This is a genomic window from Streptomyces sp. Ru72 (genome assembly GCF_002920635.1).
In the GTDB taxonomy this organism is placed as follows: Bacteria; Actinomycetota; Actinomycetes; order Streptomycetales; family Streptomycetaceae; genus Streptomyces.
The window spans coordinates 33,482-59,330 of record NZ_PQSR01000009.1 but is presented as its reverse complement, the minus strand read 5'-3'; the positions used below and the strand labels follow the sequence as shown (position 1 = coordinate 59,330).

General features: G+C 70.7%; 23 protein-coding genes. 15 read left to right on the top strand and 8 right to left on the bottom strand.

Annotated elements, in window-relative coordinates; genetic code table 11:
• The first annotated feature begins 212 nt into the window (after window positions 1-212).
• Window positions 213-644 carry a DUF6542 domain-containing protein gene (locus tag C3488_RS06725; RefSeq protein ID WP_374955401.1) on the top strand — a complete coding sequence of 144 codons (432 nt, stop codon included), beginning with the start codon at window positions 213-215 and terminating at the stop codon, window positions 642-644.
• A gap of 48 nt (window positions 645-692) precedes the next feature.
• On the opposite strand, the gene ppgK is transcribed toward C3488_RS06725, so the two are convergent.
• Both ppgK and C3488_RS06715 read right to left on the bottom strand, forming a co-directional pair.
• Entirely contained in the window at window positions 693-1,439 is a 747-nt protein-coding gene (gene ppgK / locus C3488_RS06720; RefSeq protein WP_103838387.1) for a polyphosphate--glucose phosphotransferase, read from the bottom strand.
• Between the two features lie 63 nt (window positions 1,440-1,502).
• Window positions 1,503-2,507 carry a 4-hydroxy-3-methylbut-2-enyl diphosphate reductase gene (locus C3488_RS06715; RefSeq protein ID WP_181138904.1) on the bottom strand — a complete coding sequence of 335 codons (1,005 nt, stop codon included), beginning with the start codon at window positions 2,505-2,507 and terminating at the stop codon, window positions 1,503-1,505.
• Between the two features lie 90 nt (window positions 2,508-2,597).
• Here C3488_RS06715 and xseA point away from each other — a divergent pair, with 90 nt between their 5' ends.
• Together xseA and C3488_RS06705 are read left to right on the top strand one after the other, a co-directional pair.
• Window positions 2,598-3,833, top strand: coding sequence for an exodeoxyribonuclease VII large subunit (gene xseA / locus C3488_RS06710; RefSeq protein WP_103838386.1), 1,236 nt, complete (start codon window positions 2,598-2,600; stop codon window positions 3,831-3,833).
• 9 nt (window positions 3,834-3,842) lie between these two features.
• Complete coding sequence (locus tag C3488_RS06705; protein ID WP_103838385.1) at window positions 3,843-4,085, top strand: exodeoxyribonuclease VII small subunit; 243 nt, start codon at window positions 3,843-3,845, stop codon at window positions 4,083-4,085.
• A 31-nt stretch (window positions 4,086-4,116) separates the two neighbouring features.
• Here the strand turns inward: C3488_RS06705 and C3488_RS06700 are convergent, their stop codons facing one another.
• Window positions 4,117-4,635, bottom strand: a complete 519-nt coding sequence (locus C3488_RS06700) for a DUF4245 domain-containing protein (RefSeq protein WP_103838384.1) — start codon at window positions 4,633-4,635, stop codon at window positions 4,117-4,119.
• Between the two features lie 127 nt (window positions 4,636-4,762).
• On the opposite strand from C3488_RS06700, the gene glpX reads away from it, so the two are divergent.
• Window positions 4,763-5,797 carry a class II fructose-bisphosphatase gene (gene glpX, locus C3488_RS06695; RefSeq protein WP_103838383.1) on the top strand — a complete coding sequence of 345 codons (1,035 nt, stop codon included), beginning with the start codon at window positions 4,763-4,765 and terminating at the stop codon, window positions 5,795-5,797.
• Between the two features lie 72 nt (window positions 5,798-5,869).
• Here glpX and C3488_RS06690 read toward each other — a convergent pair whose 3' ends face one another.
• Together C3488_RS06690 and C3488_RS06685 are read right to left on the bottom strand one after the other, a co-directional pair.
• A complete protein-coding gene (locus C3488_RS06690; RefSeq protein WP_103838382.1) occupies window positions 5,870-6,241 on the bottom strand; it encodes a WhiB family transcriptional regulator in 372 nt (123 codons plus the stop codon).
• 163 nt (window positions 6,242-6,404) lie between these two features.
• Window positions 6,405-7,145, bottom strand: coding sequence for a DUF1707 domain-containing protein (locus tag C3488_RS06685; protein ID WP_103838381.1), 741 nt, complete (start codon window positions 7,143-7,145; stop codon window positions 6,405-6,407).
• Between the two features lie 211 nt (window positions 7,146-7,356).
• Between C3488_RS06685 and C3488_RS06680 the strand changes: the two genes are divergently transcribed.
• The 4 genes from C3488_RS06680 (at window position 7,357) to C3488_RS06665 (ending at window position 14,392) form a co-directional block, all read left to right on the top strand.
• Entirely contained in the window at window positions 7,357-9,033 is a 1,677-nt protein-coding gene (locus C3488_RS06680; protein ID WP_103838380.1) for a fumarate hydratase, read from the top strand.
• 784 nt (window positions 9,034-9,817) lie between these two features.
• Window positions 9,818-11,203, top strand: coding sequence for an aspartate ammonia-lyase (locus C3488_RS06675; protein ID WP_103838379.1), 1,386 nt, complete (start codon window positions 9,818-9,820; stop codon window positions 11,201-11,203).
• A 95-nt stretch (window positions 11,204-11,298) separates the two neighbouring features.
• Complete coding sequence (locus C3488_RS06670; protein ID WP_103838378.1) at window positions 11,299-12,009, top strand: DUF402 domain-containing protein; 711 nt, start codon at window positions 11,299-11,301, stop codon at window positions 12,007-12,009.
• A gap of 274 nt (window positions 12,010-12,283) precedes the next feature.
• Entirely contained in the window at window positions 12,284-14,392 is a 2,109-nt protein-coding gene (locus C3488_RS06665) for a SpoIIE family protein phosphatase (protein ID WP_103838377.1), read from the top strand.
• Window positions 14,393-14,507: 115 nt separating this feature from the next.
• Here C3488_RS06665 and C3488_RS06660 read toward each other — a convergent pair whose 3' ends face one another.
• Window positions 14,508-16,898 carry a transglycosylase domain-containing protein gene (locus C3488_RS06660; RefSeq protein ID WP_103838376.1) on the bottom strand — a complete coding sequence of 797 codons (2,391 nt, stop codon included), beginning with the start codon at window positions 16,896-16,898 and terminating at the stop codon, window positions 14,508-14,510.
• 238 nt (window positions 16,899-17,136) lie between these two features.
• Here C3488_RS06660 and C3488_RS06655 point away from each other — a divergent pair, with 238 nt between their 5' ends.
• The 5 genes from C3488_RS06655 to C3488_RS06635 all read left to right on the top strand — a co-directional run bounded on the left by C3488_RS06655 (window position 17,137) and on the right by C3488_RS06635 (window position 22,076).
• Window positions 17,137-18,072: an SPFH domain-containing protein gene (locus tag C3488_RS06655; RefSeq protein WP_103838375.1), complete on the top strand. Its 936-nt coding sequence runs from the start codon at window positions 17,137-17,139 to the stop codon at window positions 18,070-18,072.
• Entirely contained in the window at window positions 18,069-18,317 is a 249-nt protein-coding gene (locus C3488_RS06650; protein WP_103838374.1) for a hypothetical protein, read from the top strand. Before C3488_RS06655 ends, C3488_RS06650 begins: the two co-directional genes overlap by 4 nt.
• Window positions 18,318-18,538: 221 nt before the next feature.
• On the top strand, window positions 18,539-19,063 hold the full coding sequence (locus C3488_RS06645) for a PadR family transcriptional regulator (protein WP_103838373.1): 525 nt from the start codon (window positions 18,539-18,541) through the stop codon (window positions 19,061-19,063).
• Window positions 19,060-19,749 carry an ABC transporter ATP-binding protein gene (locus C3488_RS06640; protein WP_103838372.1) on the top strand — a complete coding sequence of 230 codons (690 nt, stop codon included), beginning with the start codon at window positions 19,060-19,062 and terminating at the stop codon, window positions 19,747-19,749. Before C3488_RS06645 ends, C3488_RS06640 begins: the two co-directional genes overlap by 4 nt.
• Window positions 19,746-22,076, top strand: a complete 2,331-nt coding sequence (locus C3488_RS06635) for an ABC transporter permease (RefSeq protein WP_103838371.1) — start codon at window positions 19,746-19,748, stop codon at window positions 22,074-22,076. Before C3488_RS06640 ends, C3488_RS06635 begins: the two co-directional genes overlap by 4 nt.
• A gap of 16 nt (window positions 22,077-22,092) precedes the next feature.
• On the opposite strand, the gene C3488_RS06630 is transcribed toward C3488_RS06635, so the two are convergent.
• Complete coding sequence (locus tag C3488_RS06630; RefSeq protein WP_103838370.1) at window positions 22,093-23,055, bottom strand: LysR substrate-binding domain-containing protein; 963 nt, start codon at window positions 23,053-23,055, stop codon at window positions 22,093-22,095.
• A 152-nt stretch (window positions 23,056-23,207) separates the two neighbouring features.
• Between C3488_RS06630 and C3488_RS06625 the strand changes: the two genes are divergently transcribed.
• Both C3488_RS06625 and C3488_RS06620 read left to right on the top strand, forming a co-directional pair.
• Entirely contained in the window at window positions 23,208-23,762 is a 555-nt protein-coding gene (locus C3488_RS06625; protein ID WP_103838369.1) for a peroxiredoxin, read from the top strand.
• 3 nt (window positions 23,763-23,765) lie between these two features.
• The gene (locus C3488_RS06620) at window positions 23,766-24,299 is read left to right on the top strand and encodes an alkyl hydroperoxide reductase (RefSeq protein WP_103838368.1); all 534 of its coding nucleotides are present in this window, start codon (window positions 23,766-23,768) and stop codon (window positions 24,297-24,299) included.
• 192 nt (window positions 24,300-24,491) lie between these two features.
• Here C3488_RS06620 and C3488_RS06615 read toward each other — a convergent pair whose 3' ends face one another.
• Window positions 24,492-25,838, bottom strand: coding sequence for an AI-2E family transporter (locus C3488_RS06615; RefSeq protein ID WP_103838367.1), 1,347 nt, complete (start codon window positions 25,836-25,838; stop codon window positions 24,492-24,494).
• Between the last annotated feature and the right edge of the window lie 11 nt (window positions 25,839-25,849).

Genomic DNA, 25,849 nt, shown 5'->3' with positions numbered 1-25,849 from the left:
ACAGGACGCGACCCCCGCAACACGGACCGCGACGCGGTGCCCCCCTTCCCCCGCAGGGCCGGCGCAGCGCCGCCGCGCCCGTACGGTCCGGCGCGGCCGCACGGCCTCCCCGGCCCGGCGGCCCCGGCCGGCCCGAGGTGGGCGACGGGGCCGGCTGGGCACGGCCGGCGCCCCAGGGAAACACCAGTGCGCAGCGGCGCCCGGCGGCTCGGGTGCGGAACGCTCCCGCGCTCGACCCGGCGGCACGGCGGCTGCCCGGCCCCCGGCTCACCGGGCTCGGCGGCGGGCTGTTCTGCGGTGCCGTGATGCTGGTGCTGGGGTGTCTCGACCGGCTGCTGTTCGGGGCGTCCCTGACGGTCTACGGCGTGCTGTTCCTGCCGGTGGCCGCGCTGACCGCGCTGTGGGTACGCCGCGGGGACCTGGTGACCGCGCCGGTGGTCGTGCCCATCGCGTTCGCCGCCGGGCTGCTGGTCGTGGCCGACAGCGAGAGCGGGGTCGCCGGGCGCCTGGTCGGGCTGGTCACCGCGCTCGCCACGCAGGCCGGCTGGCTGTACGGCGGCACGCTGATCGCGGGCGTCATCACGACCGTGCGCAAGGTGCGGATGCTGCGGCGCAAGGTGGCGGCGCGCCGTCGGAGCGGTTGACGGTGCGGGACGCCCACACCACCGGGCGTCCCGCACCGGTGCCTGCTGCTATGCCTGCTTCGCCGCCCTCATCGCCGCTCCCACGATCCCCGCGTTGTTCTGGAGCTGGGCGGGGACGATCTCCGCCTCGATGCCCTCGATGAGCGGCAGGAACTTCTCCGACTTGCGGCTGACGCCGCCGCCGATGACGAACAGCTCCGGTGAGAACAGCATCTCCACGTGCGCGAGGTACTTCTGTACGCGGCGGGCCCAGTGCTCCCACGTCAGGCCGTTGTCGTCCTTGGCCTTGCTGGAGGCGCGCTTCTCGGCGTCGCGGCCGTTCAGCTCCAGGTGGCCCAGCTCCGTGTTGGGCACGAGCACACCGTCGGTGAACATGGCGCTGCCGATGCCCGTACCGAACGTCAGCACGATGACCGTGCCCCTGCGGCCGCGGCCCGCGCCGAACTGCATCTCGGCCACGCCCGCCGCGTCCGCGTCGTTGACCACGGTCACCGGGAGACCGCCCAGGCGCTCACCGAACAGGGCGCGCGCGTCCGTGTCGACCCAGCTCTTGTCGACGTTCGCCGCCGTACGGATCATGGCGCCGTCCGTGACCACACCGGGGAACGTCAGGCCGACCGGCCCGGTCCACCCGAAGTGGTCGACGACCTCCTTCACCCCGTCCGCCACCCCGTCGGGCGTCGCCGGGTGAGGGGTGAGCACCTTGAAGCGCTCCCGAGCCAGGTCGCCCCGCTCCAGGTCCACGGGAGCGCCCTTGATCCCGGATCCGCCGATGTCCACGCCGAAGATCTGCATGGGCACCACGGTACGTCGTGGCACGGACAGCCACGTACCGGCGTCATGCCGACGGTTGGCGCGTTACTTGTCGCCGGTGCGCTCGGCCACCAGCGCCGCGGCCTCCTCGCGCAGGTCGCGGCGGAGTTCCTTGGGCAGCGAGAAGGTGATGGACTCCTCGGCCGCCTTGACGATCTCGACGTCCTCGAAGCCGCGCCGCGCGAGCCACTCGAGCACCTGCTCCACCAGGACCTCCGGCACGGAGGCACCCGATGTCACACCGATCGTCGACACGCCTTCGAGCCAGGACTCGTCGATCTCGTCGGCGAAGTCCACCAGGTACGCCTCGCGCGCGCCCGCGAGCTTGGCGACCTCGACCAGCCGCTTGGAGTTGGAGGAGTTGCGGGAGCCGACCACGATCACCAGGTCCGCCTCGGCGCCCATCTGCTTCACCGCGAGCTGGCGGTTCTGGGTGGCGTAGCAGATGTCGTCGCTGGGCGGGGAGACGAGCTGCGGGAACTTCTCCTTGAGCGCGTCGACCGTCTCCATGGTCTCGTCGACCGACAGGGTGGTCTGGGACAGCCAGACGACCCTCGACGGGTCGCGCACCTCCACCTTCGCGACGTCCTCGGGGCCGTCGACGAGCTGGATGTGGTCGGGGGCCTCGCCGGAGGTGCCGATGACCTCTTCGTGGCCCTCGTGCCCGATCAGGAGGATGTCGAAGTCCTCCTTGGCGTACCGGATCGCTTCCTTGTGGACCTTGGTGACCAGCGGGCAGGTGGCGTCGATGGTGGCGAGCCGGCCCTGCCTGGCCTCCTCGTGGACGGTGGGTGCAACGCCGTGCGCGGAGAACATGACGATGTTCCCCGGGGGCACCTCCTCCGTCCGCTCCACGAAGACCGCGCCCTTCTTCTCCAGGGTCTGCACGACGTACTTGTTGTGGACGATCTCGTGGCGGACGTAGATCGGCGCCCCGTACTGCTCGAGGGCCTTCTCCACGGCGATCACCGCACGGTCGACTCCCGCGCAGTAGCCCCGGGGGGCGGCGAGCAGAACACGGCGGCCGGACGAAGCAGTCATGCGATCCATCGTAAGGCCGGGCCCGGCGTCGTAGATCGCCTCCTTGGGGAGAGGTTGTGCCGACCGGTGTTGTCGGCCCCGGCCACTACGCTCGGGCGCATGGCTGTCAACACGTCCGCGGAGAACCCCCTGCCCGTCGGTGAGGTGTCGCGGCTCATCGGGGGGTGGATCGACCGGCTCGGGGCCGTGTGGGTCGAGGGGCAGATCACGCAGTTGTCGCGCCGGCCCGGCGCCGGGGTCGTCTTCCTGACGCTGCGCGACCCCTCGTACGACATCTCCGTCGGCGTCACCTGCTACCGCCAGGTGTTCGACTCCGTGGCCGACGTCGTGAGCGAGGGCGCCCGCGTCGTCGTCCTCGCCAAGCCCGAGTGGTACGCCCCGAGGGGGCAGCTGTCGCTTCGGGCGGCCGAGATACGGCCCGTGGGCGTCGGGGAACTGCTCGCGCGGCTGGAGCAGCTGAAGAAGGCGCTGGCCGCCGAGGGCCTCTTCGCGCCCGAGCGCAAGAAGCCGCTGCCGTTCCTGCCGCAGCTGATCGGGCTGGTGTGCGGCCGTGCCTCGGCGGCCGAGCGCGACGTGCTGGAGAACGCGCGGCACCGCTGGCCCGCCGTCCGCTTCGAGGTGCGCAACGTCGCCGTGCAGGGCGTGCACGCCGTACCGCAGGTCGTGCAGGCCGTGAAGGAGCTGGACGCGCTGGAAGAGGTGGACGTGATCATCGTGGCGCGCGGCGGCGGCAGTGTGGAGGATCTGCTGCCGTTCTCGGACGAACAGCTCGTCCGGGCGGTGGCGGGCTGCCGTACGCCCGTGGTGTCGGCTATCGGGCACGAGCCGGACAACCCGCTGCTCGACCACGTCGCCGACCTCCGGGCCTCCACCCCGACCGACGCGGCCAAGAAGGTCGTCCCGGATGTCGGCGAGGAGCTGGAGCGGGTACGGCAGCTGCGGGACCGGGCACGGCGGTGCGCGCAGGCGTTCGTCGAACGTGAGGAGCGCGGGCTGGCGCACGCGCTGGCGCGGCCCTGCATGGAGGACCCGCACCGCATGGTCGACGAGCGGGCCGACCAGGTCACCGCGCTGGTCGACCGCGCCCGGCGCACCCTCGGGCATCTCCTCGACCGCGCCGAGTCGGAGCTGACGCACACGCACGCGCGCGTGGTGGCGCTGTCCCCGGCCGCGACGCTGCGGCGGGGGTACGCGGTGCTGCAGAAGGCCGACGGGCACGTGGTCCGCGCGCCGGACGAGGTGGCGGCGGGCGAGGCGCTGCGGGCGCGGGTCGCCGCGGGCGAGTTCACGGTACGGGCCGACGGCGAGGGTCCCGTCGGCACCCAGGGATCTTAGGGTGGGCGCATGACCAGCAGGACGGACGAGGCACTCGGCTACGAGCAGGCGCGGGACGAGTTGATCGAGGTGGTGCGGCGCCTGGAGGCCGGGGGCACCACGCTCGAGGAGTCGTTGGCGCTTTGGGAGCGGGGGGAGGAACTGGCCAGGGTGTGCCGGACGTGGCTGGAGGGCGCCCGCAGGCGGCTCGACGCGGCGCTGGCCGAGGAGGAGGGCGGCCAGGAGGGCGAGGGCGCGGAAGGGGCCGGGTGACCGGGCTGCGCCGTCCGGCGTCCCACGCCCGTCAGCCGGTCTTGAGCGCCTCGGCCATCCTCGTCAGCTGCGCGAACGACGCGGTGCCCGTCACCACGGTCGTGGCGCCCTTGCCCTTGAGCACGAGCGCGTCGTAGCGGCCGCCGGTGTAGCGCTGCCAGGTCTGGCCGCCGATGCGCTGGGTGTCCTTGGTCTCCTGTGCGCCCTGGCTGGCGTCGTCGACGAACGTGGACGCCCTCTCAGTGGACTGCTCGATCGCCACGTACTGTCCCTCGGGGTCCTGGAAGCCCAGGTGCCAGGCGTCGAAGGGTTCGTCCTGGAAGCGGACCGAGGTGGCCTTCCAGGTGTCGGGCAGGCCTTCGGGGGCGGCGACCGGGTAGCTCGCGGCGCGACGCGCGGTGAGCAGCTCGACGCGGTAGTCGACCCGCTTGATGTCGGGAGCGTGGTCGTCGTGGGGGATAAAGAGATAGATGACGCCCGCCATCAGCCCGATGAGGCCCAGGGAGAGGATCATGTCCCGGACCGTCTGCTTGCCTTTCATACCTGCCACGCCCCTATCGTCGCAGGTGCCAGGGTCTGCTCATCCGTGGGGTGCCCTGCTCATTTTGTCTGTCCGACGATAGAGTCGGGGGCATCACCCTCATCCGGCCGTCGTCGTATCAGAAAGGTGCGCTCCGATGACCGAGAATCATCATCTGCCGTCCGAGCTCGAAGTCCCCTCCGAGGCCCCGGACCGCAACCTCGCCCTCGAACTGGTCCGGGTCACCGAGGCCGCCGCGATGGCCGCCGGCCGCTGGGTCGGCCGCGGGGACAAGAACGGCGCGGACGGCGCCGCGGTGCGCGCCATGCGCACCCTCGTCTCGACCGTGTCGATGAACGGCGTCGTCGTCATCGGCGAAGGGGAGAAGGACGAGGCCCCGATGCTCTTCAACGGGGAGCGGGTCGGCGACGGGACCGGCCCGGAGTGCGACATCGCCGTGGACCCGATCGACGGCACCACGCTCACCGCGAAGGGCATGCCGAACGCCATCGCGGTGCTGGCCGCCGCCGACCGCGGCACGATGTTCGACCCGTCCGCCGTCTTCTACATGGACAAGCTGGTCACCGGCCCGGAAGCGGCCGACTTCGTCGACATCAACGCGCCCGTCTCGGTGAACATCCGCCGGGTGGCGAAGGCCAAGCACTCCACGCCCGAGGACGTCACCGTCGTCATCCTCGACCGGCCGCGCCACGACGGCCTGATCAGGGAGGTCCGGGAGACCGGCGCGCGTATCAAGCTCATCTCGGACGGCGACGTGGCCGGTTCGATCCTGGCGCTGCGCGAGGGCACCGGCATCGACCTGCTGCTCGGCATCGGCGGCACGCCCGAGGGCATCATCTCCGCCTGCGCGGTGAAGTGCCTGGGCGGCACCATCCAGGGCAAGCTGTGGCCGAAGGACGACGAGGAGCGGCAGCGCGCCCTCGACGCGGGCCACGACCTCGACCGGGTCCTGACCACGGACGACCTGGTCTCCGGTGAGAACGTCTTCTTCGTCGCCACCGGCATCACGGACGGCGAGCTGCTGCGCGGTGTGCGCTACCGGTCGGAGACCGCCACCACCGACTCGATCGTCATGCGTTCGAAGTCCGGCACGGTCCGGCGGATCGACTCCGTTCACCGGCTGAGCAAGCTGCGCGCGTACAGCGCGATCGACTTCGACCGGGCGAAGTAGGCCCGTACGGAAAGGGGCGCCCTCTGTGCGGAGAGGGCGCCCCTTTCCGTACGCGCCTGAATGCGCGGCCGCTCAGCCGGCCGCCGCTATCGTCCCCCGCGCGGCCTTCTTCAGTTCCAGCTCGCGGCGGCGGCGCCGGGCCAGCACCACACGGCGTTCGGCGGCCGTGAGCCCGCCCCACACCCCGTACGGCTCGGGCTGCAGCAGCGCGTGTTCCCGGCATTCGACCATCACGGGACAGCGCGCACAGACCCGCTTGGCCGCCTCCTCGCGGGACAGTCGGGCCGCGGTGGGCTCCTTGGAAGGGGCGAAGAACAGGCCGGCCTCGTCGCGCCGGCACACCGCCTCCGTGTGCCACGGGGCGTCCTGATCCCTGTCGCGCACTGGCACCCGCTGGTGCGGAACGTCAGCGACCTGCAGGGACGAATGCGGCGGTTGCAGCACGGTCTACTCCTGACGACGGCTTCGCGAGCGAGAGACGATGCAGCAAGGCCTACCCGCTGTGCGCGCGCCTATGCACTGAGTTCCCAACCGCAGGAACTCCAGGGGTTGTTCATGCCGCCGGAATGTGACCGGCGCATGCGGGGCCCGGCCGAATTCACAAGCGTCAATGGCCCAGGTGTTTGCGCAAACCCTTGTCCACCTTGTGCGACATGCGGTCGAGAATGTCGGCGACCGTCTTGCCGCGCTTCGGCTTCGCCTCGACGTTCCCGAAGACGGCGAGTCCGTCGACATGGATGACGGGCGCGTCGGGATCCCCCGAATCCAGCGGGCTCACCTCGAAGTTGCCGAGTACGCCACCGCCGGTGCTGCGCAGCGACACGTTCTCCGGGACGCGTATCTGCACGTCGCCGAAGACCGAGACCGCCTTGATCACGACCTGCTGGTACTCGAACAGCGCCTCGCTGAGGTCGATCTCGACACTGCCGAAGATCGCGTACGCGTGCGTGCGGCGGCGGGGGCGCCAGCGGCCCCGGCGGATGGCGCTGCTGAAGACCGCCACCACGTTCTCGTCGGGCTCCCTCGGCATGAAACCCGGAGCGGGCCGGCCCGGCGCGGCGTACGCCGGGGCGGTGCGGAGATGGGAGTACCTCCCTGCTCCAGCGAAGTCGACGGCTCGGGGGAGGGCCGCGGGCAGGTCGCGGACGAACCGGTCGAGCTCACCGACCGTCTTGGCGTGCAGCACGCCCTCGACGCGCTCGGCGTGCTCCTCGGCCGTCAGACGCCCCTCGGCGAGGGCGTCGCGCAGGATGTCGGTGATGCGGTCGCGGTCGGCGTCCGAGCAGCGAAGCTCGGCCGGCGGCACGGGCCGGTCGTCGGTCGGGGCGGGGCTCTTTTGAAGGTCCACGACAGCAGCGTAGCGAAACGCGATAGATCGCGACTAGCCCTCGAACACGCCTGTGGAGAACCAGTCCGGGAAGCGGCGAACCGGGCCGTCGAACCGGGTCGTCGGGACGGAACCCGGGACTGAGCCCTACCTCACAGGTCCGCGGCAGGAGCCAGGTTCTACGCTGGTGGACGCTGCCAACGGAGGCCAGCCGCTGTCTGTCTAGTGAGGAATGGGCGAGATGCCTGAGTTCGCGTACACCGATCTGCTCCCCACGGGAGAGGACACCACCCCGTACCGGCTGGTGACGTCCGAGGGCGTCTCCACCGTCGAGGGACCCGACGGGCGTACGTTCCTCAAGGTGGAGCCGGAGGCGCTGCGCAAGCTGGCCGAGGAGGCCGTCCACGACATCCAGCACTACCTGCGCCCCGCCCACCTGGCGCAGCTGCGCCGCATCATCGACGACCCGGAGGCCAGCGCCAACGACAAGTTCGTGGCCCTGGACCTGCTGAAGAACGCGAACATCGCGGCGGCGGGCGTGCTGCCGATGTGCCAGGACACCGGCACGGCGATCGTGATGGGCAAGCGCGGCCAGAACGTGCTGACGGAGGGCGAGGACGAGAAGGCCCTCTCCCGCGGCGTCTACGACGCCTACACGAAGCTCAACCTGCGCTACTCGCAGATGGCTCCGCTGACGATGTGGGAGGAGAAGAACACCGGTTCCAACCTCCCCGCGCAGATCGAGCTGTACGCGACGGACGGCGGCGCCTACAAGTTCCTGTTCATGGCGAAGGGCGGCGGCAGCGCCAACAAGTCCTTCCTGTACCAGGAGACGAAGGCCGTCCTGAACGAGGCCTCCATGATGAAGTTCCTGGAGGAGAAGATCCGCTCGCTGGGCACGGCCGCGTGCCCGCCGTACCACCTGGCGATCGTCGTCGGCGGTACGAGCGCGGAGTACGCCCTGAAGACCGCGAAGTACGCCTCCGCGCACTACCTGGACGAGCTGCCGACCGAGGGCTCGGAGCTGGGGCACGGCTTCCGTGACAAGGAGCTGGAGGAGAAGGTCTTCGAGCTCACGCAGAAGATCGGGATCGGGGCCCAGTTCGGCGGCAAGTACTTCTGCCACGACGTGCGCGTGGTGCGTCTCCCGCGGCACGGTGCGTCCTGCCCGGTGGCGATCGCGGTGTCGTGCTCGGCGGACCGGCAGGCGGTCGCCAAGATCACGGCGGAGGGCGTGTTCCTGGAGCAGCTGGAGACGGACCCGGCCCGCTTCCTGCCGGACACGACGGACGCCCATCTGGACGAGGGGGAGGTCGTGAGGATCGACCTGAACCAGCCGATGGAGGCGATCCTCGCCGAGCTGACGAAGTACCCGGTCAAGACCCGCCTGTCCCTGACGGGACCGCTGGTCGTCGCCCGGGACATCGCCCACGCGAAGATCAAGGAACGTCTGGACGCGGGTGAGGAGATGCCGCAGTACCTGAAGGACCACCCGGTGTACTACGCCGGCCCGGCGAAGACCCCCGAGGGCTACGCCTCCGGCTCCTTCGGCCCGACGACGGCCGGCCGCATGGACTCCTACGTCGAGCAGTTCCAGGCGGCGGGCGGCTCGAAGGTGATGCTGGCGAAGGGCAACCGGAGCAAGCAGGTCACGGACGCGTGTGCGGCGCACGGCGGCTTCTACCTGGGGTCCATCGGCGGCCCGGCGGCCCGCCTCGCCCAGGACTGCATCAAGAAGGTCGAGGTCCTCGAGTATGAGGAGCTGGGCATGGAGGCGGTCTGGAAGATCGAGGTGGAGGACTTCCCGGCGTTCATCGTGGTCGATGACAAGGGCAACGACTTCTTCAAGGACCCGGCGCCCCAGCCGACGTTCACGTCGATCCCGGTGCGGGGACCGGGCCTGGCGTAGCCCTCAAGCTACGGCGGGGGCCGACCCTTGGGGTTTCGCCCCCGCCACCTCGACCGTCCCACCCAGGGGCTCCGCCCCTTCAACCCCACCGGGGCTTCCCTTGGACCGTGAGGGGCTCCGCCCCCGCGCCCCGGCCGGGACTGCGTCCCCCACACCCAAGCGACGCCCCACCAGAAAACCTACCGGGGGCTTCCCTTGGACCGTGAGGGGCTCCCTCCCGCGCCCCGGCCGGGACTGCGTCCCCCACACCCTCGCGACGCCCCACCAGAAACGCCGCCAGGGACTCCACCCCCTTCACCCCCGCCGGAGGCTCCGCCCCCGCACCCCAGCGGGGACCGCGCCCCCGCACCCCTCGCGACGCCCCACCAGAAACCCCCACCACGGGACTCCCCCCTTCACCCCCGCCGGAGACTCCGCCCCCGCACCCCTCGCGGCGCCCCGCCTCCGCACCCCCCCGGGGCTCCGCCCCAGACCCATCCGGGGCCAGCCCCCGCACCCCCGCCCCTCAAACGTCGGCGCGGCTGGATCTCCCAAAGGAGGGGCTGATGTGTTCAGCGCCGGTCGGCATCGATTCAGCCCATCTGGCGCCCCCCTGCTCGAAGAGTTTGCGGAGTTTGACGACGAGGCCGTCAGGGCCGAAGCGGGTGTCTGGGGACGCGGCCCCCAGGGACGGGGAGGGCAGGAAAGGCAGACGCGGACCCAGTGGCCGCAACCGCCCACCGGCCCGCACCCCCATCCGGCCCACCCACGGAACAACCCCGCCCTCCCCCGCGCTGTACCCGGCATGAGCGAATACCGCATCGAGCACGACTCCATGGGCGAGGTCCAGGTCCCCCTCCACGCCAAGTGGCGCGCGCAGACACAGCGTGCCGTGGAGAACTTCCCCGTCTCCGGGCAGCGGATCGAGCGCGCGCACATCGAGGCGCTCGCCCGCATCAAGTCCGCCGCCGCCAAGGTCAACGCGGAGCTGGGCGTGCTCGACAAGGACGTCGCCGACGCCATTCAGGAGGCCGCCGCCGAGGTGGCCGAGGGCCGGTGGGACGAGCACTTCCCCGTCGACGTCTTCCAGACGGGCTCCGGCACCTCCTCCAACATGAACACCAACGAGGTCATCGCCACCCTCGCGACCGAGCGCCTCGGCCGGGACGTGCACCCGAACGACCACGTCAACGCGTCCCAGTCGTCCAACGACGTCTTCCCCTCCTCCCTCCACATCGCCGCCACCGCCGCCGTCAGCCGGGACCTCGTCCCCGCTCTCGACCACCTCGCCACCTCCCTCGAACGCAAGGCCGAGGAGTTCGCCGATGTGGTGAAGTCCGGCCGGACGCACCTCATGGACGCCACCCCCGTGACGCTCGGTCAGGAGTTCGGGGGGTACGCCGCACAGGTGCGGTACGGCATCGAGCGGCTCACCGCCTCCCTCCCCCGCCTCGCCGAACTCCCCCTCGGCGGCACCGCCGTCGGCACCGGCATCAACACCCCGCCCGGCTTCTCCGCCGCCGTCATCGCCGAGATCGCCCGCACCACCGGGCTCCCGCTCACCGAGGCCCGCAACCACTTCGAGGCCCAGGGCGCCCGGGACGGGATCGTCGAGATCAGCGGGCAGCTGCGCACCATCGCCGTGGGGTTCACGAAGATCGCCAATGATCTGCGGTGGATGGCCTCCGGCCCCCGCACCGGCCTCGCCGAGATCAGCCTCCCCGACCTGCAGCCCGGCTCCTCGATCATGCCCGGCAAGGTCAACCCCGTGATCCCCGAGGCCGTTCTCATGGTCGCCGCCCAGGTCGTCGGGAACGACGCCACCGTGGCCACCGCCGGCGCCTCCGGCAACTTCGAGCTCAACGTGATGATGCCGGTCATCGCCAAGAACGTGCTCGAATCCGTGCGGCTCCTCGCCAATGTCTCGCGGCTCCTCGCCGACCGCACGATCGACGGCATCGTCGCCCACCGCGAACGCGCCCGCGAGTACGCCGAGTCGTCACCCTCCGTCGTCACGCCGCTCAACCGGTACATCGGCTACGAAGAGGCCGCGAAGGTCGCGAAGAAGGCGCTCGCCGAACGCAAGACGATCCGTCAAGTCGTCCTGGAGTCCGGCTATGTGGACCGCGGCGACCTCACCCTCGACCAGCTCGACGAGGCGCTTGATGTCCTGCGGATGACACACCCGTAACGCCTCGCCCCATATCGACGCACATCACCCGCCCGTGACGCGAACCGATGACGGGCACCACAGCGTCGTATGCCTGGGGCACCTAATATCTGTGCATGGCAGAGGGTGGAGCGGTGAGACGAGTGGAAGCGGGCGAAGCGGGCGAAGCCGACGGGGTGACGGGGCGTTGGGCGCCCGGTGACCAGATCCTGTGGCGGTACCGGGAGAACGCGGGCGAGCGCTTTCACATCGCCCGACCCGTGACCGTCGTACGCGACGACTCGGATCTGCTGGCCGTGTGGATGGCGCCGGGGACCACGTGCGTGCGGCCCGTCCTCGCCGACGGCACTCCGCTGCACGCCGAGCCGCTCCGGACCCGCTACACCAAGCCGCGCACCGTGCAGTTCGACCGCTGGTTCGGCACCGGAGTGCTCAAGCTGGCCCGGCCCGGGGAGCCCTGGTCGGTGTGGCTGTTCTGGGACCCGGGCTGGCGCTTCAAGAACTGGTACGTCAACCTGGAGGAGCCGCTGGTGCGCTGGGCCGGCGGCGTCGATTCCGAGGACCACTTCCTGGACATCTGCGTCTACCCGGACCGCAGTTGGGACTGGCGCGACGAGGACGAGTTCGCACAGGCCCAGCAGGACGGCCTGATCGACGCTCAGCTCGCCGAGCGGGTACGGGAGGCGGGACGGTCCGCGGTGGAGGTGATCCGCGCCTGGGGCACGCCGTTCTCGGACGGCTGGCAGCACTGGCGTCCCGATCCGGCCTGGTCGGTGCCGCGGCTGCCGGACGACTGGGACCGTACTCCCGCGTACACGACGTCATGAGACCCTTGTTGCGCCCCCGCGGTACAACCGTAGGATCGTCCTCCGCAAGGGCGCACCACAGCAACTCCCGCAGTAAGCGCTGGGCTTGACCGAACGTCACCGAGGGGCGGCAGGACGTGAGCGAGGGGTACGAGGGCCAGACCGGGACGGCTCGTCCGACCGGTGCACCAGGAACGTCGTGTGACCTGGCGGGAAATCCGTTCCTGGGGCACGTATTCCGGGTATCGGCTTCACGGCGGGACGAACTGCACGCACGGCGCGCAGCCCCGGACGGATGGATTCGACACGCGTGACGGAGCACCCGACCTCCCACGAGCGCCCCCAGCCGGGCGTCGGCCCCGCGGAGCCCCGCGGGGCGCTCCTGCGTACCCCGGAGCCGCTCACCTCTCCGCCGGCCACGGCTTTACCCGCACAGACGCGGGCGGGTGACACGCCCGCCGCGCCGGCGCCCTGCGCCCAGCACGGATCGCCGGGCTCCCCGGGTGGCGCGTCCACCCCGCTGCCCGCGGCGGATGGCACCGAGCACTCCCAGCCGGCCGCGGACGAACCCGACACGCACCGGCCGCGTCCTGCCCCGGAGGTGATCCCGGTCCAGCCGAGCGGGGACCAGAACCGTCCCGCCGCCCTGCCCGGCGGCAAGGATCGGCGCACCGGCCAGGGCCTGCCGAGCGGGCCCATGCCGATGCGGCGCGACGGCGACCGGCTGCGTTTCGTGGGCGCCGCGACCCGGCGGATCGCCCGCGGCATCGACCTGGACGAGATCGTGATGGGCTTGTGCCGGGCCACCGTGCCCACGTTCTCGGACGCGATCCTCGTGTATCTGCGCGACCCGCTGCCGGTGGGCGACGAGCGCCCCACCGGTCCCCTGGTGCTGCGGTTGCGGCGCACCGACCGGATACCGCAGGAGCGGGACCTGGAGGACGGCATCCTGCCGGTTCCGGTGCCGGAGGACTCCGGGGTCGTCGAGCTGAGCAACGAGCTGTGCGAGGTGCGGCCCGGCGGTGCGCTCGCCGAGGTGCTGCGCGGGGTGCGGCCGGTGTTCGCGGACGCGCCCGCCGCCCGGGCCGCACTGCCCGAGCTGCTGGGCGACGAGCTGACGGTCCCTCCGGGCCAGCGCGCCATCCTCGCGCCGCTGCGCGGACGGCGCCGGGTGATCGGCGCCGTGCTGTTCCTGCGCCGCGCGGAGCGCCCGGCGTTCGAGGCCGACGACCTGCTGGTCGCCGCGCAGCTCGCCACGCACAGCGCGCTCGGCATCGACAAGGCGGTGCTGTACGGCCGTGAGGCGTACATCGCGGACGAGTTGCAGCGCACCATGCTGCCGGAGACGCTGCCCAACCCGACGGGCGTGCGGCTGGCGTCCCGCTATCTGCCGGCCGCGGAGACCGCGCGGGTGGGCGGGGACTGGTACGACGCGATTCCGCTGCCGGGCAGCCGGGTCGCGCTCGTCGTGGGTGACGTGATGGGCCACTCCATGACGTCGGCGGCGATCATGGGGCAGCTGCGGACGACGGCCCAGACACTGGCAGGTCTCGACCTGCCGCCGCAGGAGGTGCTGCACCACCTCGACGAGCAGGCGCAGCGGCTCGGCACCGACCGCATGGCGACCTGCCTGTACGCGGTGTACGACCCGGTCTCGCACCGGATCACCATCGCCAACGCGGGCCATCCACCGCCGGTGCTGCTGCACCTGGGCGGCCGCGCCGAGGTGCTGCGGGTGCCCGCGGGCGCGCCCATCGGCGTGGGCGGGGTGGACTTCGAGGCGGTGGAGCTGGACGCCCCGGCCGGCGCCACCCTGCTGCTGTACACCGACGGGCTGGTCGAGTCGCGCCTGCGGGACGTGTGGACCGGCATAGAGCAGCTGCGGGAGAAGCTCGCCGCGACCGCCCAAATCACCGGTGCCGACCACCCGCCGCCGCTGGAGGCGTTGTGCGACGAGGTGCTCGACATGCTGGGGCCCGGCGACCGCGACGACGACATCGCGCTGCTCGCCGCCCGCTTCGACGGGATCGCCCCGAGCGACGTCGCGTACTGGGTGCTGGAGCCCGAGGACGCGGCGCCGAGCCGCGCCAGGCGGCTGGCGCGCCGGGCGCTCGACCGCTGGGGGCTGCAGGACCTGACGGATTCGGTGGAGCTGCTGGTCAGCGAGGTCGTCACGAACGCCGTGCGGTATGCGTCGCGTCCGATCACGCTACGGCTGCTGCGCACCGACGTGCTGCGCTGCGAGGTGGGCGACGACGTGCCTCAGCTGCCGCGTCTGCGGCAGGCACGGGCCACGGACGAGGGCGGTCGGGGTCTTTACCTGGTGAACCGGCTGGCCCGGCGCTGGGGTGCGACCCGGCTGAGCACCGGCAAGGTGGTCTGGTTCGAGCTGAACCGGGGCTGAGAGCCTGTGTCCGGCACAGGCTCCCGGCTACGACGGCGACACAGGCTCTGAGGTACGACAGCGCGAAGGGCGCCCGGTGGCCGGTCCACCGGGCGCCCTTCGCGTAGGGCAGGGCCTAGTGGCCGCCGCCGTGGGGGTCGAGCGGATTCTCCGGCGGCGTCGGCTGCGACGGCGAGTTGGTCGGCGACGGCGGCGCCGAGCTCGTCGGAGGCCTGCTCGTCGTCGGCGAGCTCGACGGCGGGGCCGAGCTCGTCGGGGGCCTGGTCGTCGGCTTCTGCGAGGTCGGCGACGACGACGGCGAGGTGGTCGGCGACTGCGAGGGGGTCGGTGTCACACTCGGCTGGACGGCCGCGCCCTGCGTGGTGTCCAGCTGGAACTTGCTGACCGGGCCCATCGCCTGGAAGGTGTACGCCGCCCAGATCAGGGCCGGGTAGCTACCGCCGTTGATACGGCCGCTGGGGCTGCCCGGGACGTCGCCGGTGGCACCCGTCATCGGAACCTGGGCATGGGTCTTGGGGTCCTCGCCGAACAGGCCGACGGAGGTCACCAGGTTCGGCGTGAAGCCGGTGAACCAGGCCGACTTGTTGTTGTCGGACGTACCCGTCTTGCCGGCGACCTGCTGGCCGTGGCGCGCCGGGTTGTTCGCCACCGATGTCTTGGCCGTACCGTCGTCGACCACGCCGGTGAGCACCGAGGTCACCGTGTCGGCGGCCTCGGGGGTGATGACCTGGTCGCCTATCGGGTTGGGGAAGGTGACCGCGGTGTTGTTGTGCTCGGCCGACTTGATGATCGTCGGGGTGACCTTCTTGCCGTGGTTGTCGAGGGTGGCGTAGATGCCGGCCATCTCCATCGGGCTCGCGCCCATGGAGCCCAGCGTCTGCGCGGGAACCGCCTGCATTCCCTTGGTGTCCATGCCGAGCTTGCCGGCGACCTTCATCACCTCGGCCATGCCCACGTCGACACCCATCTGCGCGAAGACGGAGTTGACGGAGTCGTTCATCGCCGTCTGGACGGTGATGGGTCCGTAGTCCTGGTCGTCCTCGTTCGGCGGGGCGAAGCCGACCTTGGTGCCGTTGTCCACGACCTGGCGGCCGCTGGTGCCGTCGTAGATCGTGTTCGCGTCGATCTGTCGGCCGTCCTGGGTCTTGGCGCCCTCGTCCAGGGCGGCGGCGAGGATGACCGGCTTGAACGTGGAGGCGGGCTGGTAGTCGCGGCGCGTCGCGTTGTTGGTGTAGTGCTTGAAGTAGTCGACGCCGCCGTAGAGGGCGAGGACCTTGCCCGTCCTCGGGTCGACGGAGACGGCACCGGCCTGGACGGCGCCGTCGACGGCACGCTTCTTCTGGTCGAGCTTGCTGGTCAGTTGCTGCTTGACGGCCCGCTCCAGCCCGGTCTGCTTCTTCTTGTCGATGTTCAGCGTGATCGTCCAGCCGCCCTTGGTGATCAGCGCCTCGGCGTCGCTGAGGGTGGAGGCGGTGCCCTGGGCGACGAGCTGCTTCTCCAGCGCCGCGTTGGCCGCGTCGACCAGGTAGCCGGTCTGCCCCTCCATACCGGGCGCGCCCTTGGGTGCCAGGGGCACCGGGAACTTCATGGCCTGGCGCTTGCCCGCGTCCAGCCAGTGCATCTCGACCATGTTGTTCAGGACGTAGTTCCAGCGCTGCTGCACCAGCCTCTTGCCGGTGTCGCTGGCGATCGCCCAGTCGTACTGGTTCGGTGCCTGGAGCAGGGCGGCCAGGTACGCGCCCTGCTCGACCGTGAGGTTCTTGGCGTCCTTGTGGTAGTAGGCCTGCGCCGCGGCCTGGATGCCGTAGGCGCCCCGCCCGTAGTAGCTCGTGTTGATGTAGCCCGCGAGGATGTAGTCCTTGGACTTCTTGCGGTCCAGTTTCAGCGAGATGACCAGTTCCTTCAGCTTGCGCGTGACGGTCTGGTTCTGGGTCAGGTAGTAGTTCTTGACGTACTGCTGGGTGATCGTCGAACCGCCCTGCGCGCCCTTGCCGGAGAGCGTGTTGAGGAGGCCGCGGGCCGTGCCCCTCAGGTCGACGCCCGCGTCCTGGTAGAACGTCTTGTTCTCGGCGGCGACGAAGGTGTGCTGGACGGGCTTGGGGACCTCGGCGAGGTCGACCGTCTCCCGGTTGAGCTTGCCGCTGCGGGTGAGGATCGAGCCGTCGCTGTACTTGTAGACGTTGCTCTGCAGCGTGGCGTCGGCGTTCGCCGCCGGGATGGGAGTCATCACGTACAGCGCCACGAACGCGCCCATGACCAGCAGCACGAAGCCGAAGAGCGAGCCGAGGACCGTCTTCCAGGTGAAGAACCGGCGTATGCCGCTCTTACCGCCCTTGCCGCCCTTTCCGCGATTCCTGGCGGCCCGCGCGGCGGCCCTGCCGCCGGCCGGCGCTCCGCCCTGGCCGACCGTGCCGACCGACGCCGACCGGGTCGTCCCGGGCGAGCTCTTGGGCGCCGCGCGGCGGCCACCGCGCTGCCGCGCTCGTCTCTCTTCCGCTCGTCCCATGGGTCGATCCGCTCCGCTTCACTCTCGTGCGTCACACAGGTGCGTGGTTCAGGTCAGCTCAGAAAACTAACACCGCGCGGTATGACAAAGGGTTGTCGATCACGTCTTTTACGGACGTGAGATCCAGCACCCGTCCCATCGGAATCGACGATCAGGAGGAGTGGAAGGTTGTCCAGGAGGGTAATGTGTTATCACTTTGCTAGTTCGGAGCTAGAGACGAAACCGGGGGAGACCACCCATGTCGACACAAGCCGCGTCCGCCTCCACGGACATACCCGAGATGCCCAGCCCGCGCGTGCGGGAGTTCCCGGCACACAGCATCGGCGGCGGACTGGCGCTGCTGCTCGGGCTGGTGGGGCTGGCCCTTGGCGTCGGTCTGGTCGCCGTCGGCGCGACGGTCACCGCATCCGGCGTCAAGGCCGCGCTCATCGTCGCCGGCGTGCTGATCGGCTTGGCGGCGTTCCTCGCGATGTGCGGTCTGAACATGGTGGCGCCGGGCGAGGCACGGGTGGTGCAGCTCTTCGGGCGCTACCGCGGCACCATCCGGCAGGACGGGCTGCGCTGGGTGAATCCCTTCACCTCGCGCACGAAGATCTCGACCAGGGTCAGAAACCACGAGACCGCCGTCCTGAAGGTCAACGACGCCTACGGCAACCCGATCGAGCTGGCCGCGGTGGTGGTCTGGAAGGTGGAGGACACGGCCCAGGCCACCTTCGAGGTCGACGACTTCCTGGAGTTCGTCGCCACACAGACCGAGGCGGCCGTGCGGCACATCGCGATCGAATACCCGTACGACGCCCATGAGGAGGACGGGCTGTCGCTGCGCGGCAACGCCGAGGAGATCACCGAGAAGCTCGCCGCCGAGCTGCACGCGCGCGTGGAGGCCGCCGGCGTGCGGATCATCGAGTCACGGTTCACGCACCTCGCGTACGCTCCGGAGATCGCGTCCGCGATGCTCCAGCGGCAGCAGGCCGGGGCGGTGGTCGCGGCGCGGCGGCAGATCGTCGACGGCGCGGTCGGGATGGTCGAGGCGGCGCTCGCCCGGATCGCGGAGCGGGACATCGTGGAGCTGGACGAGGAGCGGAAGGCGGCGATGGTGTCGAACCTGATGGTGGTGCTGTGCGGGGACCGGGCGCCGCAGCCGGTCCTGAACACGGGGTCCCTCTACCAGTGACGGCTCCCTCCGGGGGCGCGGACCCCCAGCGTCGGCCGCAGCAGCGCAAACAGGTGCTGTTGCGGCTCGACCCGTCGGTGTACGAGGCGCTCGCCCGCTGGGCCTCGGACGAACTGCGCTCGGCGAACGCCCAGATCGAGTTCCTGCTGCGACGGGCTCTGGCGGAGGCGGGGCGCCTGCCGCGCGAGGCCAAGCCGATCCCACGCCGGGGGCGACCACCGGCCTCGGGAGAACCGGAAGCGTAGGCCTCCGTCGGGGGCTCGCCCCGCAGACTCCCACATCGACCTGCGGCCTCGTCCTCGAACTCGCCCGGCTCTTCGAGCACGGCCCCTGGACGGGCCCGGTGGGGGTGACTGTGTGGCAGAACCGTGACAATCAGCCCCCACCTGCACGGACCAACGCGCAGTCACTGCCTCTACGCGCCATGTATACGCAAGGTGTATACGCCGTATGTACAGTGCTCCGCATGTCCATCGGTCACACTCTCCTCGGACTCCTGGAGTCCGGGCCCCGCCACGGTTACGACCTGAAGCGGGCCTTCGACGAGAAGTTCGGTCATGACCGGCCGCTGCACTACGGTCAGGTCTACTCGACGATGTCCCGGTTGCTGAAGAACGGGCTCGTGGAGGTCGACGGGATCGAGCCCGGCGGCGGGCCCGAGCGCAAGCGGTACGCCATCACCGACGCCGGCGTCACCGACGTCCAGCGGTGGCTGGCGACGCCGGAGAAGCCGGAGCCGTATCTGCAGTCGACCCTGTACAGCAAGGTCGTCATCGCGCTGCTCACCCACCGCGACGCGGCCGGCATCCTCGACACTCAGCGCGCTGAGCACCTGCGGACGATGCGGATCCTGACCGACCGCAAACGCAAGGGCGACCTGGCCGACCAGTTGATCTGCGACCACGCCCTGTTCCACCTGGAGGCCGACCTGCGGTGGCTCGAGCTGACCGCCGCACGGCTGGCCAAGCTCGCCGAGGCGGTGGCCGAGTGACTGCTCCCGCTGGTTCCCTGCTCGCCGCCGAGGGCCTGCGCAAGGCGTACGGGCCCACCCTCGCACTGGACGGCGCGGAGTTCTCCATCCACCCCGGCGAGATCGTCGCCGTCATGGGCCCCTCCGGGTCGGGCAAGTCGACCCTGCTGCACTGCCTGGCCGGGATCGTGCCACCCGACGCCGGTTCCATCGTCTACAACGGCCGCGAGATGGCCGGTATGAGCGATGCCCAGCGCAGCCTGCTGCGCCGCAGCGAGTTCGGGTTCGTCTTCCAGTTCGGTCAGCTCGTCCCCGAGCTGACCTGTGTGGAGAACGTGGCCCTGCCGCTGCGGCTGAACGGCACCTCCCGCAAACAGGCCGAGCAGGCCGCGCTGTCCTGGATGGCCCGGCTCGAGGTCGACGACCTCGCGGGCAAGCGGCCCGGTGAGATATCCGGCGGCCAGGGCCAGCGTGTGGCCGTGGCCCGCGCCCTGGTCACGGGCCCGCGCGTGCTCTTCGCCGACGAACCCACCGGTGCCCTCGACTCGCTCAACGGCGAGCGCGTGATGGAACTGCTCACCGAGGCGGCCCGTTCGACCAACGCCGCCGTCGTCCTGGTCACGCACGAGGCACGGGTGGCGGCCTACTCCGACCGCGAGGTCGTCGTACGCGACGGCAAGTCCCGGGACATGGAGCGCCTCGTATGAGTGGGCGTCAGTGGTCGAGAGACCTGGTGATGGGTGCCAGGTTCGCGTTCAGCAGTGGGCGCGAGGGATGGGTCCGGCTCCTGCTGACCGGCTTCGGCGTCGGTCTCGGCGTGGCGCTGCTGCTCCTCACCACCGCTCTCCCCAACGCGATCGCGGTGCGGCACGAGCGGGACAACGCGCGCGCGGACCACACCTACAGCCAGACGCCCAAGCCGAAGGCCGACAACACGCTGGTGATCGCCGACATCGACACCACCTACCGGCAGAAGGCCGTCCGCGGACGGCTGATGGAGCCCGAGGGCGCCCGGGCACCGCTGCCGCCCGGCCTCGACCGGTTCCCGGAGCCGGGCACGATGGTCGTCTCGCCCGCACTGAAGAAACTGCTCCAGTCCGACGACGGCGCCCTGCTGCGGCAGCGGCTGCCGTACCGGATCACCGGCACCATCGCGGAGAGCGGGCTCATCGGCTCGCACGAACTGGCCTACTACGCGGGTGCCCAAGGGCTCGCCGCGAAGATCGACCCCCCGAACGTGGCCCGGATCGACATGTTCGGGGACGAAGAACCCACGTCCGAGAAGACGGACCCCGTCCTTCTCCTGCTGACCCTGGTCGTCTTCGTCGTCCTGCTCATGCCCGTCGGCGTCTTCATCGCCGCGGCCGTGCGGTTCGGCGGCGAGCGGCGCGACCGCAGGCTGGCGGCGCTGCGGCTGGTGGGTTCGGACAGCGGGATGACCCGGCGCATCGCCGCCGGCGAGGCGCTCGCGGGGTCACTGCTCGGACTGCTCTTCGGCACCGCGTTCTTCCTGGTCGGACGTCAGCTCGCCGCATCCGTCGAGGTGTTCGGCGTCAGCGTCTTCCCCAGCTACATGAACCCCTCTCCCACACTGGCCCTGCTCGTGGCGGTCGCGGTCCCGGCGGCCGCGGTCATGGTCACCCTGTTCGCGCTGCGCGGTGTCGTCATCGAACCGCTCGGCGTGGTGCGCACCGCGAAGCCGGCCCGGCGCAGGCTGTGGTGGCGCCTGCTGCTGCCGCTGGCCGGGCTCGCGATGCTCTACCCGATGCTCGGCAAGGGCCACACCAACGGGAACTTCAACGAGTACCTGGTCGTCGGGGGTGTCCTGCTGCTGCTGGTCGGCGTCACCGCGCTGCTGCCGTGGGTCGTCGAGACGGTCGTCGCCCGGCTGAACTCCGGTGGCGTGGCCTGGCAACTGGCCGTTCGCAGGCTTCAGTTGAGCAGCGGCACCGCCGCCCGCATGGTCAACGGCATCGCGGTGGCGGTGGCCGGGGCGATCGCCCTGCAGATGCTGTTCTCCGGCGTCGAGGGCGACTACACGAAGCAGTCGCGGCAGGACGTGTCACGGGCGCAGATACAGGTGAGCCTGCCGAGCGACGTCCGGGTCGCCCCAGCCGCCGCGGAGTTCGGCCGCACCAAGGGCGTCCGCCAGGTCATGGCGTTCTCCGGTTCCGAGATGGGCGACCGGCGCAAGGACCCCAAGACCAGCAGTGACGTGACCGTCGGCGACTGCGCGGCTCTGCGCGAGGTGGCGCATCTGCCCTCATGCCGGGAGGGCGACGTCTTCGTGCTGCGGGGCGCCGAATACGACACCGATACGCCGGCCCTGGCAAAGCCGGGCCGCACCCTGTACCTCGACCCTTCGTACGGCGACGAGAAGGGAACGGAGTTCGCCTGGACGGTGCCGCAGGGCCTCAAGCAGGCGCAGTCCCGTGAGGACCCGACCGGTGTACGGCGCGGCGGTTTCCTGTTCACCCGCGGCGCTCTGCCCGCGCAGGCGGAGCGCGGCTTCCGGGGGGAGATCTACCTCGCGCTCGACCGTTCGGTCCCGGACGCCCCCGACTTGGTACGGAACACCGCGGCGCGGGTCGCCCCGTACTCGACCCCCATGACCTGGGCGGCCACCGAGGAGTCCGTGCGCTTCACCTCCATCCGCAGGGGGTTGTTCGTCGGCGCAGCGTGCGTGCTGATGCTGATCGGCGCGAGCCTGCTCGTCTCCCAGCTCGAGCAGCTGCGCGAGCGCAAGAAGCTGCTGTCGTCTCTGGTCGCCTTCGGCACCCGGCGCCGCACGCTGAGCCTGTCGGTGCTGTGGCAGACGGCGATCCCCATCGCGCTCGGCCTGCTGCTGGCCTCGGTGGTCGGTCTGACGCTGGGCGCCGTCCTGCTGAAGATGTCCGCCGCCACGGTGAGCGTGGACTGGGCGAGCGTGCTGACGATGACCGCTCTCGGCGCGGGGGTCGTGCTGCTGGTCACCGCGCTCAGCCTCCCGCCGCTGCTGCGGCTGATGCGGCCGGACGGGCTGCGCACGGAGTAGCCGGTGCGGGGCCCGGTCAGTCGCCGGGCCCCAGCACCCGTACGGGGAGCGGCCGCAGCGCCTCGCGCAGGGACGCGGCCAGCTCCTCGTACTCAGGACCGCGTGCCGCGCCCGCGCGCATGGCGAAGGCGACGCGCCGGGTCGGGGCCGGGTCCGCGAAGTAGCCGGTGAGGAGCCGGCCGTTGCGGGTGGTCTCCACCCCGACGGCGGTGCGGGGCAGCAGCGTGACGCCGAGGCCGCCCGCGACGAGCTGGACGAGGGTGGACAGACCGGCCGCGGTCGTGGTCACCGGGACGTCCTCACGACCCGCCTCCCGGCAGATGTCGAGGGCCTGGTCGCGCAGGCAGTGCCCCTCGTCCAGGAGCAGCAGGTTCAGCTCGCGCAGCGCCTCGCGGGGTATCCCGTCCCGGCCGCCGAGCCAGTGGTCGAGCGGGGTGACGAGGACGAAGTCCTCGTCGAAGAGCGGGAGTTCCACGACTCCGGGCACGCCGAGGGGGACGGCGAGCAGCAGCAGGTCGAGGCGGCCGGTGGTCAGCCCGTCGAGCAGGTTCGCGGTCTGCTCCTCGTGGACCTGGAGGTCGAGGTGCGGATAGCGGTCGTGGACGAGATTGAGGACGGTGGGCAGGAGGTACGGTGCCACCGTCGGGATCACGCCGAGCCGCAGCGCCCCGGTGAAGGGGGCGCGGACGGCCTCGGCCTCCTCCATCAGCGCGCCGACCTCCTCCAGCACCGCCTTGGCCCGTACGGCGAGGCGCTCACCGGCGGGTGACAGGAGCACCTTGCGGGTGGTGCGCTCCAGCAGGGTGACGCCGAGCACCTCCTCCAGGGCGGAGACGGCGCCCGACAGGGCGGGCTGGCTCATGCCGATCGCGGCGGCGGCGTCCCGGAAGTGCAGATGCTCGGCGACGGCGGCGAAGGCGCGCAACTGGGCGAGCGTGGGCTGGCGGCGTCCGTTGGTCCTGGTCCCACCCGCGGCCATGCTCCTACTCCCGGTTACTGATAGCCGACACCGATCAACCCGACCGAGTGTAGCTATTTCCCTAATCAATGCACCCTGTGCCAGCATCGGAACAGTCCAACCCATGAGAAGCATCTTGCGCTCGAGGTGCTTCTGTGCTGCAAGGAGAGCGTGTGCTCACTGTCGGTGACAAGTTCCCCGAGTTCGAACTGACCGCCTGCGTCTCGCTGGAGAAGGGCAAGGAGTTCGAGCAGATCAACCACAAGACCTACGAGGGCAAGTGGAAGATCGTCTTCGCATGGCCCAAGGACTTCACCTTCGTGTGCCCGACCGAGATCGCGGCCTTCGGCAAGCTGAACGACGAGTTCGCCGACCGTGACGCCCAGATCCTCGGGTTCTCCGGCGACTCCGAGTTCGTCCACCACGCCTGGCGCAAGGACCACCCGGACCTGCGCGAGCTGCCGTTCCCGATGATGGCCGACTCCAAGCACGAGCTGATGCGCGCGCTGGGCATCGAGGGTGAGGACGGCTTCGCGCAGCGTGCCGTCTTCGTCGTCGACCCGAACAACGAGATCCAGTTCACCATGGTGACGGCGGGCTCCGTGGGCCGTAACCCCAAGGAGGTCCTGCGGGTTCTGGACGCCCTGCAGACCGACGAGCTGTGCCCGTGCAACTGGAACAAGGGCGAGGAGACCCTCGACCCGGTCAAGCTGCTGGCTGGTGAGTGACGTATGTCCCTCGACTCCCTGAAGTCCGCCCTGCCGGACTACGCCAAGGACCTGAAGCTCAACCTGGGCTCGGTCATCGGCAACTCCGAGCTGCCGGCACAGCAGCTGTGGGGCACGGTGCTGGCGACGGCGATCGCGTCGCGCTCGGCGATCGTGCTGCGCGAGCTGGAGCCGGAGGCGAAGGCGAACCTCTCGCCGGAGGCGTACACCGCGGCGAAGTCCGCGGCGGCCGTCATGGCGATGAACAACGTCTTCTACCGTACGCGGCATCTGCTGTCGGACCACGAGTACGGCAGCCTGCGGGCGGGGCTGCGGATGAACGTCATCGGCAACCCCGGGGTCGACAAGGTCGACTTCGAGCTGTGGTCGTTCGCGGTGTCGGCGATCAACGGGTGCGGGATGTGTCTCGACTCGCACGAGCAGGTGCTGCGGAAGGCGGGCGTCGAGCGTGAGGTCGTCCAGGAGGCCTTCAAGATCGCGTCTGTCGTCCAGGCGGTCGGTGTGACGCTGGACGCGGAGGCGGTGCTCGCGGAGTAGTCCGCGACGGCGCGCCTTCCCGGGCCCCGTTCACCTTGGCGGTGGGCGGGGCCCGGATGTTTTTCGCCCTCCGCGCCTACCCGTCCCGACCCGGGGGGCCGGCCGCGGCTCCCCCGCCGCGGACTGGTCCCCGGATGCCTCGCCGGGTGCTGCGTGCTCCGGCCCCCACCCGCCGACAGCAGTGGGCCGGCCTCAGTCCTCCCTGTTCTCGAGCGCCGCCTCGGGCTCCCCTTCGCTCTGGGCCGCAGAGCCCACGGCCGTGCTCTCCGGCGAGGGAGGCGGCACGGTCGGCTGTTGACGTGCGGCTGGAGCCGTCGCATACGAGCGCAGATAGCCCACCACCGTGTTGGCGACCGCCACCAGCGGTACGGCCACCACCGCGCCGCCGATCCCCGCGATCATCCCTCCGCCCGTCACCGACAGCACCACCGCCAGCGGGTGCACCCGGACGGCGCGGCCGAGGATGAACGGCTGCAGGATGTGACCCTCGATCTGCTGGACCGCCAGCACCACGACCAGCGTCATGATCGCGGTGAAGACGCCCTGCGTGACCAGCGCCACCAGTACGGCCAGCGCACCCGACGCCACCGCACCGACCAGGGGGATGAAGGAGAAGAGGAAGATGAACACCGCGAGCGGCACGGCCATCGGGACGTTGAGGAAGTAGATCCCCAGGCCGATGAAGATGGCGTCGATGAGGGCCACGAGCACCGTGCCCCGGACGTACGCCGTCAGCGTGCGCCAGGCGCGCGGACCTGCTCCGGCCACCCCGGGCCGCGCCGCCGCCGGCACCAGCTTCAGGGTCCACTCCCAGATGCGCCGGCCGTCGTACAGCAGGAACAGCGTCGAGAACATCGTCAGGAGGATGCCGGTCAGGGCCTCCACGATGACCTGTACGCCCTCCAGACCCGTCGACGTGATCTGGTCCGCGTTCGCGCCGATCGCCTCGCGCAGGTTCTTGGCGATCTGGTTGATCTGCTTGTCCGTGACATGGAAGGGGCTGTTCAGCAGCCACTTGCGCAGTTCGTCGATGCCGTCCTGTATCTGGTTGGACAGCGAGTCGATGTTCTCCATGACCTGCCAGGTCACGAACCAGCCGATCAGGCCCATGATGACGAAGCCGAGGATCGCGGTCAGCGCGGTCGCCGGGCCGCGCGGCACGCCGTGGCGCCTGAGCCGTGCCACGGTCGGCTGCAGCAGCGCCGTGATGAGCAGCGCGCACACGAACGCGAACACCACCAGCTGAATCGTGCTGATGACCCGCATCAGAATCCAGACGGTGCCCGCGAGGACGAGCAGTCGCCAGCCCGCCTCCGCCGCGACCCGTACGCCCCAGGGCACCGCCTCGGCGGGATGCGGACGCGGCTGCGGCCGAACAGCGGGAGCGTACGCGGGGGGTGGCGGGACGCTGTCCACGGCCGGGGGCGGCTCGGGCTCGCCGTGCTCCTTCTCGACCTCCGCGCGGCGTTCGTCCAGCCGCTCCCCCACCCGGCTCAGTTCGGCGCCGAGCCGGGAGAGCCACCCTGGCACTTGTGACATGATCCGTCCTC